Raw genomic sequence first — 19,498 nt, forward strand, 5'->3', positions numbered from 1 at the left:
GCTGGAAACGGCCTGGGAGGATAGGGAGTCGCTGATTAGACAAAAAGCACTTACACATGTGAGTGCTTTTTTGCTTTGTCTATTGAAAAAAAATCAATTTGATTAGCCAAGCACTTACTATGTAAGTGCTTTTTTGTATTTCATAGAAAAATATATAGTCAGTAAAAGTAAGTGCTGAATTTTTTTCATTTTATTTTCGTTTAGCGCTGAAAAATGGGCAGTTAATGCTGAAAAATGGGCAGTTAAAGAAGCCGTTCTTTATAGATTAATGATATGATGTGCTGAAATTTGGGCAGAAAGCATATTGTATAGAAGCAATTTAACCCTATATAGACTGGGCGGAGAGAATTCAACTTGTTGGTACGGAATTTGCATTATAACGATAATGAGGACGTAAGCATCAGAATGGAAGTAAGGAGGGAGTTAAAATCCATAGATTAGCTGCACAATGTAGTATCAGTGTAGTAAGTACTGCCAAAAAAGGATGGAGGGAATTTATTATGGAAAAAAACGGATGCCAATTTGGGACACATCGGACTTTGGAGCCAATCGGTATTTTACCTCAGCCAGCATGGAAAATTGACAATACCATGGATATATATAATAACGAATTATTAATTGAGGTAGATACATTAAATATTGACGCAGCCAGTTTTACACAAATTAAAAAACAAGCCCAAGGAAACCCGGACGAAATGGAAAGAATTATGCTTGAAACTGTTGAGAAGCGTGGTAAACATCATAATCCGGTAACCGGATCGGGCGGCATGCTGATGGGGACTGTTAGCAAAATTGGTTCAGCATGGGCAGGAAAAACTCCGGTAAAAGTTGGCGACAGGATTGCTACGTTAGTATCACTTTCCTTGACACCCTTAAAAATTAATAAAATAAAAAAGATTCACCTGGAAAAAGAGCAAGTAGAAGTAGATGCTCAGGCAATTTTATTTAGCAGCGGTATATATGCAGTTTTGCCAGAAGATATGTCACCTTCACTGGCACTGGCAATATTAGATGTTGCCGGAGCTCCGGCACAGACCGCGCATTTGGTACGCCCAGGTCAGAACGTGCTTGTTATTGGCGGTGGTGGCAAATCAGGAATGCTCTGTTTATATGAAGCCAAAAAAAGGGCCGGTGTTACGGGAAAAGTTATTGGCTTAGGTTCCAGCAAGGGAAGCTGTGACAGAATGCGCAAAATGGCACATGCCGATATTGTTATTCAGGTAGATGCCACTGACCCGCTAGCAGTAATGAAGGCTGTTTCAGATGCTACAAATGGCGAGCTTGTTGACGTAGTAATCAACTGTGTTAATATCCCGGGTACGGAAATGGGTTCGATTATGGCGACAAAGGAAAGAGGAACAGTTTATTTCTTTAGTATGGCAACAAGCTTTACCGGCGCTGCTCTTGGGGCAGAAGGGATAGGAAAAGACGTAACCATGTTGGTTGGTAATGGCTATTGCCGGGATCACGCAGTGATTGCACTACAAACAGTCAGAGAGAATCCCGTTCTTTTAAAAACCTTTGAGGAGCTTTACTCGTAGAGATGTTTGCCTGGCAAGAACTTCTTCAGAAGCAGCCTGCTGTGATAACAATCGTTGGTATGGCTAAAAACGTCGGAAAAACAGTAACTCTGAATTATGTACAAAAGACTATTCATAAGGAAGGTTACGTATTGGGGCTGACCTCTATTGGCCGGGATGGAGAGACGTTTGATGCCTTAACAAACCTGGAAAAACCAGGAATAGTGGTGCAGCCAGGGACGATAGTGGCTACTGCCGAGAAAATGATTGTAGATAATAGCGTTTGGGATTGTTTGCAGGTTACTAATATTTTGACTCCTCTAGGGAAAGTTATCATCCTTCGGGCGAAAGCTATAAATAAAGTAGTACTTGCAGGGCCAAGTAAAAATAGCGATGTTAAAGATATACTGACCTGTTTAGCGAAATGGGGAGCACGGTGTATTCTTATCGATGGGGCTTTTGATCGTCAAAGTTCAGCTGATCCGTTGGTCAGCCGTCAGGTAATACTGGCCTGCGGGGCAACAGTAAGCCGCGATTTAGCTGAGTTAATTTTAATGACAAAAAGCCGGATAGAGCAGCTAACACTGCCAGCATGTGACGGTTTTTATCAAAATTTATTTGAAAAATACCAAGCAAAAGTGATGACAGTAAAAGCGGGAATAGTTCGAGAAGTGTCGGTACATACAGCTCTGATGAGCCCATCAGAATGGCATAAGGTCCTCAACGAAGACTGTGATGCAATACTTATTAAGGGAGCAGTAAGTGATAGTTTGGCGCAAGCTTTACTAAGGCAAAGTGGGACACCGCTGATTATAGTACAGGATGGCAGTAAAGTATTTATTACGACTACTTTATGGCGCCAGCTGCGGGCTCGCAGTATTCAGTTAATGGTGCTAAACCCGATTTGTCTATTAGGACTAACAATAAATCCAACCTATCCAGGTGGCAAGGGGTTTGATGCCGAAGTATTATTACAGGAAATGGGAAAAGCGTTAGCTCCGTTACCTGTAATTGACATAATGCGAGAGGCAAAATATTAATATTGGCCACCGCGATAAAGGGGGAAATATTTTGGTGAATCAATTAGCTGGCTATGATTGTTGTCTTGATTTGGTATTAAATCAGGTTGACCAAGGCGTACATATTGTTGATTGTGCGGGTATGACAATCTTTTATAACGAGACTGCGGCAGAAGTAGAAGGTTTACAGCCTGCAGATGTTATCGGAAAGCATGTGCTGCAGGTATACCCTTCGCTAACGTTGGAAACAAGTAGTCTGATGGAGGTCTTAGCCAGCGGAAAACCGATAATGAATCAGCAGCAAACAATTGTAAGCAGAAATGGCAGAATTATCACAATTCACTATTCTACAATTCCCCTTTATCGTGAAGGTAAGTTAGTTGGTGCCTGCGATATGTCACGGGATATTACCAAAATTAAAGAGCTTTCTGAACAAGTCATGGACCTTCAGGTGGAATTGCTGGGAACTAAAGGAGCAAATAAGGAAAAAGCAAAGATGCGGGAAGTGAAGTTTGCCAAATATACATTTAATGATATTATCGGCAGCCACGATTCCATCGTTAAATTAAAAGTAATAGGACAGCGAGTGGCGGCGACATCTTCGCCTATTTTAGTAATTGGTGAAACTGGTGCCGGCAAAGAGCTGGTAGTACAGTCAATTCATAACGCATCTACGCGTAAGAATGGACCTTTCATTGCTCAAAATTGTGCTGCTTTTCCGGCAACATTATTGGAAAGTATTTTATTCGGTACAGTCAAAGGCAGTTTTACCGGTGCAGAAAACCGCCCAGGCCTATTTGAACTGGCCGATGGGGGAACGCTGTTTCTGGATGAGATCAATTCAATGCCTATGGAACTGCAGAGCAAGCTGTTAAGGGTCTTGCAGGACGGCAGCTTACGCCGCGTTGGTGATACTCATGTTAGAGAAGTGAATACCAGAATTATTACTTGTACCAATGTGGATCCAGAAGAGGCCGTGCGCAATAAAGAATTGCGAATTGATCTATATTACAGGCTTAATGTCGTTTCACTGCGGGTAGCTCCTCTGCGTGAGCGCAAGAGTGATATACCTGGGCTAGTAGTACATTTTATTAATCTGTACAATGCTAAGTTAGGCTGTCATGTGGAAGGCATCAGAGAAGAAGTAAGTGAAATTTTTTACAGATATACTTGGCCGGGGAATGTTCGTGAGCTTCAGCATGCTATTGAGCATGCCATGAATGTTGTTTCGGGACCATTTATTTCAGTTGATCATCTACCGGAGCACTTACGGCAATATGCCGTAGTAGAGGATGAACAGTCTTATCATTTTGAGGAAGGACAGAGCCTGCCGTCAATTTTAAAACATGTAGAAAGAACGACGCTAATACAGGCTTTAGCGCAATTTGGGGGAAATATCTCTCGCACGGCAGCGTATTTGGGTATACCCCGTCAGACTATACAATACAAGCTAAAGACTCATGGACTAATTGACCGCATTAGAAATAATAATTTCGTTATGGGGGGGAGCGGCCAAGTTGAAAAAACTTAATTTAGATGAAGCAAAAATTGCCCGGGGGAGAGAATTAGCGGGGCAAATTGTAGATCAGATACAAACGTATATTAATGATCATTCTACTGTAACGGTAGAAAGGGCAATATTAAGGCTGCTAGGTATTGACGGTGTTGATCGAGCTGAAGTGCCGCTGGTCAATGGAGTGGTAAATTATTTACAAAAAGCAGGGGTATTGGGAAAAGGTGTTGTCTACTGGCTGGTTAATGCCATGCTCCATTTACAGCAATCACCCCAGCAGATTGCCGAGGCAGTAGTTGACGGGCAGCTTGCTCTGGAACAATTACCGCAGAAAACAGATGAGGAAATTTTAACAGTAGCTGACAGATTGGTTAAAGATGCCTTAGAGAAAATACGCATCCGCCGCAAAGAGCGATCTGAATTAATAGCCTGCCACGGCAAGGGGCCAGAACCAATGTTATATGTTATTGTGGCTACCGGTAATGTTTATGAAGATGCGATTCAGGCACAGGCCGCAGCCCGCCAGGGAGCAGATATTATTGCAGTCATTCGTACTACCGGGCAGAGTTTATTGGATTATGTTCCATATGGAGCAACTACAACCGGTTTTGGCGGTACTTACGCTACTCAAGAAAATTTCCGGATACTTCGGCAAGCCTTAGATGAAGTCAGCAAAGAAGTGAATCGCTATATTTATCTGACAAACTATTGTTCCGGATTATGTATGCCGGAAATAGCGGCAATGGGAGCGCTGGAACGACTGGACGTTATGCTGAACGATTCCATGTATGGAATTATCTTCAGAGATATCAATATGAAGCGTACTTTTGTTGATCAGTTTTTTTCCCGCTTAATTAATGGATACGCTGGTATCATTATCAATACTGGTGAAGATAATTACTTAACAACTGCTGATGCTATAGAAGCTGCCCATACAGTTTTGGCTTCGGAACTAATTAATGAGCAATTTGCCTTTCGGTGCGGAATGCATTCCGGTCAGTTAGGCCTTGGGCATGCCTTTGAAATTGATCCCAATGTAACAAATGGTTTTCTTTATGAATTGTCACAGGCGCAGCTAGTTAGAGAAGTTTTTCCTAACAGCCCGATCAAATATATGCCGCCAACTAAATATATGACTGGAAATATCTTCAAAGGACATGTGCAGGATACGTTATTCAATGCGTGCTCTATCATGACTGGCCAGGGGCTTCATTTGCTAGGAATGTTAACAGAAGCGATTCATACACCGCATATTCAGGACCGGTTTCTCAGTATTGAGTCAGCAAAGTATGTTTTCAATACCATGCGCGATTTAGCAGATGAAATTTGTTTTCGGCCAGGGGGATTTATTGAGCAGCGGGCAAAAGAGGTATTGGATAATACAATCGGTTTATTAGAGCAGATTGCCGGTATTGGCTTAATGGAAGCCTTAGCGAAGGGATATTTTGCAGAAATTAGTCGTTCTCCTGAAGGCGGTAAAGGATTAGAGGGCGTTTTCCAGAGAGAGCCAGGCTACTTGAATCCATTTATTCCGCTGATGCTGCAAGGAGGAAATGAGAATGACTGATTTGACAAATGTCAGACCATACGGCGACACTTTGGATGACGGAATGGTTCAGTTATCGTTTACTCTGCCGGTGCCATTAAACAATGCGACGAAAGAAGCGGCCAGGCAGCTGGTTGTAAAAATGGGGCTTTCAGAGCCGGTAGTTGTTCATGCCGGAGAGATCAGCGATACCTTTAGTTTCTTTATTATTTATGCAAAATGCCGGGAAGGTGTAGATGTTACTAAAATTGTGGCGCCAGACGTTGCCTTGCAAGTACTGTCCAAAAAAGAAGTTGATGAGTTTATTAAGCATACGGTCAGACGTAAATTGAATGTGCTAGGTGCCTGTATTGAAAGCGATGCCCATACGGTAGGTATTGACGCTATTATGAATATGAAAGGTTTTAATGGTCATAAAGGACTGGAAAGCTATCACGAAATTAATGCGGTGAATATGGGAGCTCAGGTTTCCTGCGAGGAGGTTATCCGTAAAGCGTATGACATCCAGGCGGATGCCATTTTAATATCTCAGGTTGTAACTCAAAAGAACATACATATCACGAACCTTACGAAGTTGGCTGATATGCTTGAGGCTGAAGGATTGAGAGATAAGCTGACTTTAGTCGTAGGCGGACCGCGAATTACTCATGAGTTAGCTAAGGAATTGGGATATGATGCCGGTTTCGGACCTAATACTTATGCAGAGCATGTTGCTTCTTTTCTTGTACAGGAAGGAAAATTCGGGATGAATACAACAGCCGTATAAAAAATACCGATTTTGGCAAAGGAGTGGTAGGACTATGGAGGAAGCTTTAATTCGATTGAGAATGAGTGAACATGATGCACACTACGCAGGGGGCTTAGTAAATGGATCGCGTATGCTGGACTTGTTCGGCGACGTGGCTACAGAACTGTTAATCCGCAGTGATGGAGATGAAGGGCTGTTTGTAGCCTATGATAAAGTTGAATTTAAGGCTCCGGTTTATGCGGGTGATTTTATTGAAGCACGGGGCAGTATTGTGAAGACCGGTAATACTTCGCGTCGTATGGAGTTTGTAGCGAAAAAAGTAATTGCCTTAGAGACGAATGGTAAGCATGATTCGGCTGCTACGGTATTGCAGGTACCGGTGGTGGTTTGTACTGCCAGCGGTACTTGTATGGTTCCGAAGGAGAAGCAGAGGGGGGAACAGATTGAATAAGTTAATTATAACTGTTGCTCCGGTGGGAGCCGAAACATCGCGCCAAGATAATCCCAATCTGCCACTGACTCCTCAGGAAATTGCTGAAGAGGCAGTTCGCTGTGCTGAAAAAGGCGCAGCAATTATTCATCTGCATGTTAGAGATGCTGAAGGGAAAGCTACGCAGTCTAAAGCTGTATTCCAAGAGACAATTCGTTTGATAAAAAAAGAATGCAACGTGATTATTCAAACATCAACCGGTGGTGCGTCATGGATGGGGGCAGCTGAACGCTTGCAGCCAATCGAATTAAAACCGGAGATGGCGACACTTACAACAGGAACAGTAAATTTCGGAGAAGAGATATTTGCTAATCCGTTGCCCATGATTGCAGAATTTGCAAAAGTAATGGTGGAACAGGGAGTCAAGCCGGAAATAGAGGTCTTTGAGGTTGGTATGATTCATAATGCATTATCCCTGGTTAAAAAAGGTATTTTGCAATTACCGCTTCATTTTGATTTTGTTATGGGTGTTCCAGGCGGAATCGCAGGTGAGCCAAAGCATTTAATTCATCTTGTTGAGTCGCTGCCGCCCGGATGTACGTGGACAGTAGCTGGAATCGGCCGGTATGAATTACCCTTGGCAACAATAGCTGCAGCAATGGGCGGACATGTGCGTGTCGGCTTTGAAGATAATGTATATTACGCCAAGGGCGTTCTCGCTGACAGCAATGTTCAACTCGTAGAACGTATGGTAAGGATTGCTGGTGAATTAGGGCGTCCAATTGCGACACCTGATGAAGCGCGGGTAATACTGGGCTTAGTCCGGTAAAATTTTTGATGCCCAAAATTTGGCGTATAGCCGACTTTTGGGCACTAGTATAATTATGGATATTCAACTATCTTAACCCTTGCTGGCAAACTCTATGCCAACATTTGGGCAGATAACAAGAAAGCATAATGATAAATTCAGTCTATAGTGGGATATGTGCTGCTTATAGGATCGGATTCACCTTGGCATGATATGTGCAATTACTTATCGATAAAGATAGGGGCGAGGTGAACCGATGATGTAATTCGAGACTCATCATAAAAAAACTGAATTAATAGAAAACTCCTGATGTCCGGAGTCGATCTTTCCCCGGCTAAAGTAAATAAAGGAGTGAGTCCTATGAGCAGCAATTTAAAAACTGAAAAGAATCAAATTATTAGTGCAAATACGGTACAAGCAGAAACAGGTGAATTGAAACGGAGTCTGCAGGCCCGCCATATGAATATGATTGCCATTGGCGGTGCCATTGGTACCGGATTATTTGTAGCCAGTGGCGCGTCTATCAGCACGGCAGGACCAGGCGGGGCACTATTGGCCTATGGTGTAATTGGAATCATGGTTTATTTTTTGATGACCAGTCTGGGAGAGATGGCGACATATTTGCCTGTATCCGGGGCTTTTGGTACGTATGCCAATCGATTTGTCGATCCAGCCCTTGGGTTTGCCGTTGGCTGGAATTACTGGTTGAATTGGGCTTCCTGTCTGGCGGTGGAATTGGTAGCCGGTGCCATTATTATGAAGTTTTGGTTTCCTGATATTCCCTCCATAGTTTGGAGTGGCATTTTTTTACTGATGCTTTTTGTTTTAAATTTATTATCGACAAGGGCATATGGTGAAAGTGAATTCTGGTTTGCCGGGATTAAAGTTATTACTGTTGTCGTTTTTCTGTTTGTGGGAGTTGTAGTCCTTTTTGGCTTTGGCAGCGTGCCATCACCAGGGTTTACTAACTGGAACATTGGCGAAGCACCTTTTGTTGGTGGATTTGGCGCTATATTAAGTATTTTTATGATAGCTGGCTTCTCTTTCCAGGGAACGGAATTAGTGGGTATTGCCGCAGGCGAGAGTGAAAATCCTGAAAAAAATGTGCCGAAGGCAATTAATACTGTATTTTGGCGTATTCTGTTATTTTATATTGGTGCTTTATTGATTATTGGTTTTTTACTGCCTTATACGGATGAGAATTTGCTTAAAAACGATATCGAGAATATTGCAGTCAGTCCGTTTACGTTGGTATTCTCGCATGCAGGCTTAGGTGCGGCTGCTTCTATTATGAATGCAGTTATTCTTTCATCGGTACTGTCGGCAGGTAGTTCCTCTCTCTATGCTTCCTCGCGGATGCTATTTGCTTTATCTAGAGAAGGGAAAGCTCCTCAGATTTTTAGTAAGGTAAACAGCAGAGGGGTTCCGGCTAATGCATTATATGCAACGACTGTCTTCGGACTATTTGCTTTTTTGACTTCGCTAGTAGGAGATGGTACAGCCTATACTTGGCTGCTGAATATTACCGGTGTTATCGGATTCATTGCCTGGCTGGGAATTGCCATCAGTCATTATCGTTTCAGGAGAGCCTTCATTAAGCAAGGTCACGATTTGAAAGAACTCAAGTACAAAGCAAAATGGTTTCCGTTTGGGCCGATATTTGCCTTTGTACTGTGCTTTGTCGTTATTATCGGGCAAAACTATAACGCCTTTCTTGGTGGGACAATCGACTGGTATGGCGTAGCTGTATCCTATATTGGAATTCCAGTATTCATAGCGGCATATGTAGGCTATAAATACTCAAAGAAAACGAAACTAATTCCTTTGGATAAAGTAGATTTAAGCCGACATACCGGGTGATGATTCATAAGGCATAATGCTGCTGCAAGTCTCAATATAAGAAATTGTATGTTTAGGAGGGGGTTAAAAATGAGAAACTATCGCGATATTCCCCTATGGGCTAATGTAAAAGAAGAAGACTGGCAGGACTGGCGGTGGCAGGTAGCCAACCGTATTACATCTCCGGAGGAACTTAAACAGGTGATTCCGCTGACTGCGGAAGAGGAAGAGGGAATTAACAATTGTCTGCAAAGCTTAAGAATGGCAATTACACCTTATTACGCAACTCTGATTGATACTCAAAATTTGTGCTGTCCTATTCGAAAGCAAGCTGTGCCGACATCTGCTGAACTGGATTATAGCCATTTCGATATGGCAGATCCGCTGCATGAGGACAAAGATTCTCCTGTATTTGGATTAACACACCGCTATCCTGACAGGGTGCTGTTGTTGGTTACCGATCAGTGCTCCATGTACTGCCGGCACTGCACGCGGCGGCGTTTAGCAGGCGCCTGCGATCAGGCTCGTACAAAACAGCAAATTGATAATTGCATTCAATATATTAAGGAAACACCGGTAGTTCGGGATGTAGTATTATCCGGCGGCGATGCTTTTCTGCTTAGTGATGAGCTGATTGAATATATCTTGAAAGAATTGCGGCAGATTAAACATGTCGAGATCATCCGTTTTGGAACACGTACACCCGTAGTTCTGCCACAAAGAATTACGCCGGCCCTTTGTGAAATGTTGAAACAGTATCACCCGATTTATGTAAATGTTCATTTTAATCACCCTAATGAGATTACGCCTGCTTCAAGGAAAGCTTGCGCTCAACTTGCAGATGCGGGCATACCGCTGGGCAATCAAGCAGTATTACTTAAGGGCGTAAACGACTGCCCGGAATTAATTAAAAAATTAATGCAGGATTTACTGGCAATTAGGGTACGACCGTATTATATTTATCAATGTGATATGTCCAAGGGGATACAGCATTTCAGAACACCAATCAGTTCGGGGATTCAAGCCATTGAATACATGAGGGGACACACTTCTGGTCTTGCTGTACCAACTTATGTGGTAGACGCTCCAGGCGGTGGGGGGAAAATACCGGTTATGCCGCAATATTTGGTTTCACAGAACTCTGGTAAATATATTTTACGGAATTATGAAGGTGTTTTTACGACATATACGGAACCTCGGCATGTTGTTGATCCCGAGATGCCTTGTGAAGTATGCGGTGGTTACCATAGGGATATAAAAATCGGGCTAACTGCTCTATTAAGTGGGGAAACCTGTTCGCTGGAGCCTCCGGTGCAGTTAAAAACAGAAAAAGGTAAAGCAGCATTACAAGCAGTTAAATAATGTTTTAGAATAGTAAAAAACACTTGACGAAGACGATTGCCCTTTGTTACAATACAGAAAAGTACAGTGTATACAGAATGGGAGTGTGTCTAGGGTTCCGGCTGTTAAGGTGCAGGTCCGAGTGACACAGGGCTCAGTGTTGAGCCAACACCGTGGGTATAAAAGACCCCAGCGGAAGGTTCCATAAAGGAATTTTCTTGCTGGGGTTTTTCTATTTTCTAAAGGCAATTTTTCAAGGGGTTACTAAATTGTTAGGAAATTGCTTGACAAAGAGTAAAAGCACTGGGATAATGTATACAATGTAACGATTTATTGTAAAACATGTTCTGTATTGGCGGACAAATGTGTCGAATAAATAAATAAAGAACGTGATGATTGGGATTAAGCAGTTAAGTCTGTTTCAGAGAGCCGGTGTTGGCTGTGAACCGGTACAGGAGATTGCTATACTCACCCAGGAACATCTTAGTTGAGCATACATACGTGGTTTTAATAGGGAGAATGTGTGTATGGTAGATTAAGGCGCCAAACTGCGATACAGTTAGCTGAATAACAGCGTAAGAGTTCCAAGTAGGGTGGTACCGCGTTTTGAACGCCCCTATTGGCAGAGCTAATCTGCCAATAGGGGCGTTTTTATCATTAAAGAGCAGGAGGGGTATTGTGAAACAAGTCTTATCTATTCTCGTGCAAAATCAACCTGGGGTGCTAGTGAGGGTGGTCAGCATGTTTTCCCGAAGAGGATTTAATATTGATAGTCTGACTGTAGGCATTACCCAAGTACCTGAGTATTCGCGAATTACTGTTGTTGTTTATGGCAACGAAGCTATCATTACACAAGTGGTTAAGCAATTAAGCAAATTAGTCGAAGTCCTGGCAGTGCGGATTTTACCTCCAGATGCGTCCGTTACCCGGGGAATGGCTTTATTAAAAATTAATGCCGGTGACCGTCGTACAGATGTTTTAAAGCTGGCCGAGGTATTTAGGGCTAGTGTAATTGACTTGAAAGAACAAACGTTAACTTTGGAAATTACCGGAGATGAAGAAAAAATTGATGCTTTCACAGAGGTATTGCAGCCCTATGGAATTCTTGAGATGATTCGTACCGGTCTGGTCGGTTTAGCCCGGGGGACAACAACCATTTATGAGAATGAAAGCTGCGCGGAAATTGAACAGAGTGTATTATAGATAGCCACCGTAATGTTATATGAAAAAATGCAGGAGGAGAAAAATATGACTGCCAATACGATTAAGATCTTTGATACCACTTTGCGTGACGGTGAACAAACACCGGGAGTTTGTCTGGATGCAAGAGAAAAAGTGGAGATCGCTCAGGCTTTGTCCAGGCTGAGAGTCGATGTTATTGAAGGCGGGTTTCCCATTGCTTCTCCCGGCGATTTTGCAGCGGTAAGTCAAATTGCAGCTGCAGTAAAAGGAGTGTCGGTGGCCGCCCTGGCAAGAGCATATGTGAAAGATATTGATGCGGCTAAAGAAGCTTTGAAAAAAGCGGAAAGCCCACGGATTCATATTTTTCTTGCAACCAGTGATCTTCATCTGGAATATAAGCTGAAAATGACCAGAGAACAGGCTCTGGCACAGGCTGAGCAGGCAGTACGGTATGCCAAACAGTTTACTTCTGACATTGAGTTTTCTGCCGAAGATGCATCCCGGTCAGACAGAGAGTTCCTCTGCCGAGTATATTCGGCTGCTATAGCAGCAGGTGCAACTGTTATTAATGTGCCTGATACCGTCGGTTACTCAACACCGGGAGAGTTTGGCAGCTTGATTAAGCACATCAGCCAACATGTAGTAAACATTCATCAAGCTGCTATTAGTGTTCACTGTCATGATGATTTAGGCTTGGCGGTAGCGAACTCGCTAGCAGCGATCGAAAACGGTGCTAGCCAGATTGAGTGTACGATAAACGGGCTGGGCGAGAGAGCGGGCAATACTGCTTTGGAAGAGCTGGTGATGGCGCTGGCAACGCGAAAAGAATATTATCAGGCAGTAACTAATATTGAGAGTCGGCAGATTTACCGTACATCGAGACTTGTAAGCGCTCTAACAGGAATCGCTGTTCCACCTAATAAAGCGGTAGTGGGCGATAATGCTTTTGCACATGAGTCAGGTATTCACCAGCATGGTGTTTTAAATAATCCATTAACATATGAAATTATTAATCCGGAAACGGTAGGCGTAAGCCGCAACTCTATCATATTAGGCAAACACTCAGGCCGTCATGCCTTTGAAGAGCGCATCTGCCAGTTAGGTTATGAATTACCGGAAGATAAAATTAATAGTTTGTTTATTGAATTTAAAGAGTTGGCAGATCGCAAAAAGATAGTGTATGACCGGGATATTGAAGCATTAATTGCTGATCGTCAAAAGGCCATGGATACCTGGTACCGTCTTGCTTATCATCATGTCATCAGCGGCAATCAAACTATGGCTACTGCTTCTGTACGCCTGGAAACCGAGTCGGGCCCTGTTGAGCAGGCCTGCTGTGGTGACGGACCGGTAGATGCTATTTTTAAGGCAATTGAAAAGGCCGTCGGCTTTTCGGTATGCTTAAAGGACTATCAATTGAGAGCGGTTACTTCAGGAGAAGATGCTTTGGGAGAAGCAACAGTATGGCTGGAACGGGATGAACGCAGTTTTATTGGCCGTGGGTTGAGCACCGATGTGATTGAAGCGAGTGCGCGGGCATACATGAGTGCTATCAATAAAATGATTGCAGCCTGCGGGTACCCCGAGGATAAACAGTTAACAGGAGGGTTATAAGATGGCAATGACCATGACTGAAAAAATTATGGCTCGTCATGCCGGCCTTGATGCGGTTGAGCCCGGACAGCTTATACAGTGCCAGGTAGATATTGTACTTGCAAATGACATTACTTTTCCTCCAGCAGCTAAAGAGTTTTTCCGCATTGGGCGCCCGGTATTTGATACTGACAAAATTGTATTAGTGCCTGATCATTTTACACCCAATAAGGATATTAAGTCGGCCGAGATGGCGAAGGAAATGCGGGAGTTTGTTAAGGAAAATAGTATTAAAAATTATTTTGAAGTTGGAAGAATGGGAATTGAACATGTATTATTGCCTGAACAAGGCTTAATCGTTCCCGGAGAAGTAATTATTGGAGCTGACTCTCATACCTGTACATATGGTGCGCTTGGTGCTTTTGCAACAGGTGTGGGATCAACCGATGCAGGCGCAGCAATGGCTACAGGCCAGACATGGTTTAAGGTTCCTTCCAGCATTAAGGTTGAGTTAAAGGGGCAGTTACCCCAATGGGTCAGCGGTAAGGATGTTATTCTTACTTTAATCGGCAAAATAGGTGTTGATGGAGCACGCTACCAGGCACTGGAATTTTGCGGCGAGGGTATTCAGTCTCTCTCTATGGCTGATCGGTTTACTATCGCTAATATGGCAATAGAAGCAGGAGCGAAAAATGGAATCTTCCCTATCGATGCTATTGCAGAAGCGTATATGAATGGCCGTGTGCAAAAGCCTTATCAACAAATAGCTGCAGACCATGATGCGTGCTATGCAAGTACAATAACGATCGACTTGCATACTCTTACACCAGTGGTTGCTCTGCCACATTTGCCTGAAAATGTGTGTCCTGTCACCGAAGTAAATACGCTTGCTATTCACCAAGTTGTAATCGGCTCCTGTACAAACGGAAGATTAGAGGATCTCGCTCAGGCGGCGGCAATTCTTAGCGAGCAGCCGGTACATCCCGATGTCCGTACTATCATCATTCCAGGCAGCCAACAAGTCTATCTTGATGCATTGGCAGCAGGGTATATTGAAACATTTATCCGGGCTGGTGCTGTTGTCAGTACACCTACATGCGGACCTTGTTTGGGAGGATATATGGGTATATTGGCTGCAGGAGAAAGAGCTGTATCAACTACTAACCGCAATTTCCGGGGAAGAATGGGGCATGTCGACAGTGAAGTGTATTTGGCAGGACCGGCAGTGGCGGCAGCGAGTGCCGTAATGGGCAGAATTGCCGGACCGCAGGAGGTGTTAAGATGATTTTGGAAGGAAAGATCTGGCGTTATGGAGACAATGTGGATACGGATGTCATTATTCCAGCCCGTTATCTCAATACCTCTAAGCCTGATGAATTAGCAATTCACTGTATGGAAGATATTGATCCTGCCTTTGCAGGGTTAGTGAAAACGGGAGATATTATCGTTGCAGGGCGCAACTTTGGCTGCGGGTCATCACGAGAACATGCACCGGTCGCTATAAAAGCATCTGGCATTAGTTGCATAGTAGCCGATAGCTTTGCACGTATTTTTTATCGCAATGCAATTAATATTGGGCTGCCCTTGCTGGAAATTGGTGAAGCAGTTAACCGGATTTCATCTGGAGATTTTCTGCGTATTGATATAAATGCAGGCACGGTAAACAATGTACGTACCGGTGAAACATTTCAAGCACCACCATTGCCTGCTTTTGTACAAGAAATTGCTCAGGCTGGCGGCTTAATCAACTTATTGAAGGAGGTTAAGTCATGACTAGGAAAATAACTCTTATTCCAGGTGATGGAATTGGCCCTGAAATAACGGAGGCTGCCAAACAGGTTTGTCAGCAAGCAGCCGTAAAAGGAAGATTAAACATTGATTTTGAGGCTCATTATGCCGGTGGTGCGGCAATTGACCGTATAGGTATACCGCTGCCGGAAGCAACCCTGACTGCCTGTATGCAAAGTGATGCTGTGCTATTAGGAGCAGTAGGCGGCCCGGCCTGGGATGCTGTTGAACCGCAGCTTCGTCCGGAAAAGGCGATTTTAGGTCTACGCAAGGCATTAGGCCTCTATGCAAATTTACGGCCGATTCGGGTATATCCTTCACTGGTCGAACATTCGCCATTAAAACCGGAAGTGGTAGCCGGAGTGGATATGGTCATCGTTCGCGAGTTAAATGGCGGGATTTATTATGGTGAACGTTTAGAAGGAACAATCGTCAATGGTATAGAGGAAGCTCGGGATACGGAATGCTATAGTGACAGTGAAATCAGCCGGATTGTTAGTATGGCATGTAAAGTGGCTCGCCAGCGGCGTGGTCAGATTACCTCGGTTGATAAGGCCAATGTACTTGCTACTTCTCGCTTATGGCGCAGAACAGCAGAGAAAACGGCACAACGTTTTGCTGATATTTCCTTACAGCATCTCTATGTTGATAACTGCGCGATGCAATTAGTACTTGCGCCCAACCAATTTGACGTGATTGTAACCAGCAATCTTTTCGGTGATATTTTGAGCGATGAAGCGGCGGTTCTTACCGGATCGATCGGTATGCTGCCATCAGCCAGTATTGGCGATGGACCAGGGTTATATGAGCCTATACATGGCTCAGCTCCTGATATAGCAGGTAAGGGCATTGCCAATCCCTTAGGGACGATTTTGTCGGCAGCCATGTTATTTCGGCATTCATTGGATGCAGTTGCAATTGCTGACTGCATTGAAGCTGCAGTTGCCAGAGTACTTGAAGACGGCTACAGAACGGCTGATTTATATAAAAAAGGGTTAACCCAGGTATCCACTGAAGAAATGGGACGACTGGTGACGGAGCGTCTTTAAACGAAAACGAGGTGAGATGAGTGAAAATAACGGGAGCTCAGGCAATTATTCGTTGCTTGGTGGAACAAAATGTAGATACTGTCTTTGGTTATCCCGGTGGAGCGATCTTGCCTCTATACGATGCGTTATATGATGCGCCTATCCGCCATATACTGCCAGTTCATGAGCAAGGAGCAGCTCATATGGCCGATGGCTATGCCCGTGCTACAGGAAAAGTGGGAGTATGTATTGCAACCTCAGGCCCGGGAGCTACTAATCTGGTTACCGGCTTAGCGACAGCTTTCATGGATTCTGTGCCGGTTGTAGCGATCACCGGGCAGGTTTCAACCAGCTTGATAGGCCGCGATGCCTTTCAGGAAGTAGACATTACCGGTATAACTATGCCGGTAACAAAACACAATTTTTTGGTAAAAGACAGTAAAAAACTACCAGAGATTATTCGTCAGGCTTTTCGAATTGCTAAGTTTGGGAGGCCGGGACCGGTATTAATCGATATTCCCCGGGATGTACAGACGGCAGAAGTTGAGTATTGTCAGCAAATTCTTCCTACGGAGCCGGAATGGAGTCCTATGCCGGCGGTTCGTAAGATGATAGAAGAAGCAACTGAAGTAATTAGCAAAGCAAAAAGGCCGGTTATTCATATTGGCGGCGGCGTAATTGCCGCGGAAGTACATCAAGAGGTACAATATTTAGCTGAAAAATGTTCTATACCAGTTGTCAGCAGCCTAATGGGTCTTGGTGGTATTGCCAATAAGCATCCTTGCTTTCTGGGACTAACAGGAATGCATGGACATAAAATTGCCAATGCGACTGTTCATAATGCTGATTTAATAATTGCTATTGGCAGCCGGTTTAGTGACAGAGTTACCGGTGACCGAGTACGCTATGCCGCAGATAAGAAGTTTATTCATATTGATGTTGATCCGGCAGAGATTGATAAGAATGTTGCGGTTCACATTGGCTTGACAGGGCACTTAAAGCAGATTATTACAATGATCAATTCTACTATAGAGAAAGGTGATACAGCGGAATGGTGGGCGGTCATCCGACAATGGCAAACCGATTACGCAACGGAACAGAAGGGAAAACAACCTTTATTAGCTGAATGGGCGATGCAGCATATCTGTGAAAAAACAGATGGTCTACCCGTTTCATTTGTTACAGATGTAGGGCAGCATCAGATGTGGGCTGCTCAAAATCTAGTTATTAAAGCTCCTCGCAGTTGGATTACATCAGGTGGATTAGGCACAATGGGTTTTGGATTACCGGCAGCAATTGGTGCACAATTGGCATGTCCCGATAAAAGAGTCATTCATTTTGCCGGCGATGGCGGTTTCAAAATGACTGGAGCAGAATTATTTACAGTTGCTACTCATGAGTTGCCAATTATATCGATTATTATTGATAATAGTTGTTTGGGCATGGTGAAACAATTGCAAAAAGTATATTTCCCTAATCGCTATTCCCATTCAGTAATACCGGAGATGGACTTTGTTACTTTTGCTAAAGCCTTTGGGATTGAGGGAGCAGTAGTAAATACAAAAAAAGCGTTTACTAAAGCGTTTAACAAGGCTTATTCAGATAATAAACCGTATCTAATTGTTATTAAAATCGATCAGGATGATGTAGTTACTCCTATGGTAGCTCCAGGTGCTACACTTGATGAATATGTATCTCTAAATGGCAGTTAATCTAATCCCCCTTCAGGGGGATTTTTTTCTGCGGTTCCTTAATACACTGATAATTGTATTTTTGAAGGGCTAATGTTACTATTAACATAGTTGACAATACAGTGAAGTGAGGAAAAGCATGCAGCGAATTTCGGTTATACGGCTAACGCCGGGAATGATTGTTGCGAAAAATGTGTTTGCTGCGGATGGAAGAGTTCTTATTGCAGCCGGAGTTACAATAAAACAATCTTATATTCAGCGTTTGCGAGACCTGGGTATAGCTTCAATATATATAGACAGTCCTTTACTACCTGTGATAGATGTGCCTGAAGTTGTGAAAGAAGAAACCCGCGTTAAAGCTACTACTATGGTGAAGAATGCTTTCCAAAACTTCCGGACAACTCAAAAATTAGATTTTAGAAAGTTCTCACAAGCGGCCGCGGCAATTGTAGCAGAGCTTATATGCAATAGAGATACGCTAGTTCATCTGACAGATATTCGAGCGTATGATGATTATACGTTTGCCCATTCTGTTAATGTTTGCATTCTTTCCGTTCTAATGGGAACTTCGAAATGCTACGATGAACAAAAGCTCAAGGAGTTAGCTTTAGGCGCGTTATTGCACGATGTCGGTAAAATTCTTATTCCCATTGAGGTCTTGAATAAGCCTGGGCGCCTAACACCCCAGGAATTTAGTATTGTTAAAGAGCATGCTGAGCTAGGATTCGAATTATTGCGCAAGCAGCAAGATCAGGTATCGCTTTTGTCTTGTCATGTTGCATTTCAACATCAGGAAAAGTATGATGGCAGCGGCTATCCCCGCCAGCTTAAGGGAAAAGAAATTCATGAGTATGCACGTATAGTTGCAGTAGCAGATGTTTACGATGCGTTGACTTCTGACCGTCCTTATCGTAAAGGCATGTTGCCGCATGAAGCATATGAAATCATGATGGCTTCCGGTAAAACTCATTTTGACGATGAAGTATTACAAAAATTCTTTGAAAAAATTGCGATTTATCCGGTAGGAACAATTGTGCGGCTTAATTCTGGTGAGGTTGGAATGATTACAGAAGTAGTTCCAGAATTACAAACGCGCCCTAAAGTTCAAATTATTACGGATAGCAAAGGTCAACTGGTACAGAATATGGAGGAAATTAATCTTGCCGTTCATTTGACTACCTTCATTGATAAAGTATTTGATGAAGAAGAGACTTATCAATGGCTGAATACTAATAAATTAAATGAATCTGCCGTATAATCAATGAATAGAATGGCAATAATTAGTATGTATAACCGGTGTGTATTTGTAGTGTCTTATTTTATAAAAAAACATTGACATTATAAACACGGCCATGGTAATATAGTCAAGTCGCCGAAATGAGCGACACGAAAGAAACAAAAAAAGATGTTGACAAAACAAAATGGTTATGTTAACATAAATAAGCTGTCACC

At 43.3% G+C, this 19,498-nt stretch carries 16 protein-coding genes and 1 other annotated feature; all 16 genes read left to right on the top strand.

Annotated features, from left to right (window positions below):
• Positions 1–500: 500 nt before the first annotated feature.
• Entirely contained in the window at positions 501–1,541 is a 1,041-nt protein-coding gene (locus RTR76_RS20355) for an L-erythro-3,5-diaminohexanoate dehydrogenase (RefSeq protein ID WP_312524427.1), read from the top strand.
• 41 nt (positions 1,542–1,582) lie between these two features.
• The gene (locus tag RTR76_RS20360; RefSeq protein ID WP_312524429.1) at positions 1,583–2,560 is read left to right on the top strand and encodes a hypothetical protein; all 978 of its coding nucleotides are present in this window, start codon (positions 1,583–1,585) and stop codon (positions 2,558–2,560) included.
• A gap of 34 nt (positions 2,561–2,594) precedes the next feature.
• Complete coding sequence (locus RTR76_RS20365) at positions 2,595–4,070, top strand: sigma 54-interacting transcriptional regulator (protein ID WP_312524458.1); 1,476 nt, start codon at positions 2,595–2,597, stop codon at positions 4,068–4,070.
• On the top strand, positions 4,057–5,619 hold the full coding sequence (locus tag RTR76_RS20370; protein ID WP_312524430.1) for a lysine 5,6-aminomutase subunit alpha: 1,563 nt from the start codon (positions 4,057–4,059) through the stop codon (positions 5,617–5,619). Before RTR76_RS20365 ends, RTR76_RS20370 begins: the two co-directional genes overlap by 14 nt.
• Positions 5,612–6,364 carry an OAM dimerization domain-containing protein gene (locus tag RTR76_RS20375; protein ID WP_312524431.1) on the top strand — a complete coding sequence of 251 codons (753 nt, stop codon included), beginning with the start codon at positions 5,612–5,614 and terminating at the stop codon, positions 6,362–6,364. The genes RTR76_RS20370 and RTR76_RS20375 overlap by 8 nt, the downstream gene beginning before the upstream one ends.
• A 34-nt stretch (positions 6,365–6,398) precedes the next feature.
• Positions 6,399–6,797 carry a hotdog fold domain-containing protein gene (locus tag RTR76_RS20380; protein ID WP_312524432.1) on the top strand — a complete coding sequence of 133 codons (399 nt, stop codon included), beginning with the start codon at positions 6,399–6,401 and terminating at the stop codon, positions 6,795–6,797.
• Positions 6,790–7,605: a 3-keto-5-aminohexanoate cleavage protein gene (locus RTR76_RS20385; RefSeq protein ID WP_312524433.1), complete on the top strand. Its 816-nt coding sequence runs from the start codon at positions 6,790–6,792 to the stop codon at positions 7,603–7,605. Before RTR76_RS20380 ends, RTR76_RS20385 begins: the two co-directional genes overlap by 8 nt.
• A 438-nt stretch (positions 7,606–8,043) precedes the next feature.
• Positions 8,044–9,444, top strand: a complete 1,401-nt coding sequence (locus RTR76_RS20390; RefSeq protein ID WP_396145636.1) for an amino acid permease — start codon at positions 8,044–8,046, stop codon at positions 9,442–9,444.
• 69 nt (positions 9,445–9,513) lie between these two features.
• Positions 9,514–10,785 carry a lysine 2,3-aminomutase gene (ablA, locus tag RTR76_RS20395; protein WP_312524435.1) on the top strand — a complete coding sequence of 424 codons (1,272 nt, stop codon included), beginning with the start codon at positions 9,514–9,516 and terminating at the stop codon, positions 10,783–10,785.
• A 362-nt stretch (positions 10,786–11,147) separates the two neighbouring features.
• Positions 11,148–11,385: a binding site (T-box leader), on the top strand.
• A 57-nt stretch (positions 11,386–11,442) separates the two neighbouring features.
• On the top strand, positions 11,443–11,967 hold the full coding sequence (gene ilvN, locus RTR76_RS20400) for an acetolactate synthase small subunit (protein WP_312524436.1): 525 nt from the start codon (positions 11,443–11,445) through the stop codon (positions 11,965–11,967).
• Positions 11,968–12,012: 45 nt separating this feature from the next.
• Positions 12,013–13,560, top strand: a complete 1,548-nt coding sequence (locus tag RTR76_RS20405; protein ID WP_312524438.1) for a 2-isopropylmalate synthase — start codon at positions 12,013–12,015, stop codon at positions 13,558–13,560.
• A 1-nt stretch (position 13,561) separates the two neighbouring features.
• Entirely contained in the window at positions 13,562–14,824 is a 1,263-nt protein-coding gene (gene leuC, locus RTR76_RS20410; RefSeq protein ID WP_312524440.1) for a 3-isopropylmalate dehydratase large subunit, read from the top strand.
• Entirely contained in the window at positions 14,821–15,312 is a 492-nt protein-coding gene (leuD, locus tag RTR76_RS20415) for a 3-isopropylmalate dehydratase small subunit (RefSeq protein ID WP_312524442.1), read from the top strand. Before leuC ends, leuD begins: the two co-directional genes overlap by 4 nt.
• Entirely contained in the window at positions 15,309–16,376 is a 1,068-nt protein-coding gene (gene leuB, locus RTR76_RS20420; RefSeq protein ID WP_312524444.1) for a 3-isopropylmalate dehydrogenase, read from the top strand. The genes leuD and leuB overlap by 4 nt, the downstream gene beginning before the upstream one ends.
• Before the next feature lie 20 nt (positions 16,377–16,396).
• Positions 16,397–18,067, top strand: a complete 1,671-nt coding sequence (ilvB, locus tag RTR76_RS20425; RefSeq protein ID WP_312524446.1) for a biosynthetic-type acetolactate synthase large subunit — start codon at positions 16,397–16,399, stop codon at positions 18,065–18,067.
• Positions 18,068–18,185: 118 nt separating this feature from the next.
• Entirely contained in the window at positions 18,186–19,304 is a 1,119-nt protein-coding gene (locus tag RTR76_RS20430) for an HD-GYP domain-containing protein (RefSeq protein ID WP_312524448.1), read from the top strand.
• Positions 19,305–19,498 lie beyond the last annotated feature (194 nt).

Origin of the sequence: Anaerospora sp., from assembly GCF_032013335.1 — a bacterium.
Lineage (GTDB): Bacteria > Bacillota > Negativicutes > Sporomusales > DSM-15969 > Anaerospora.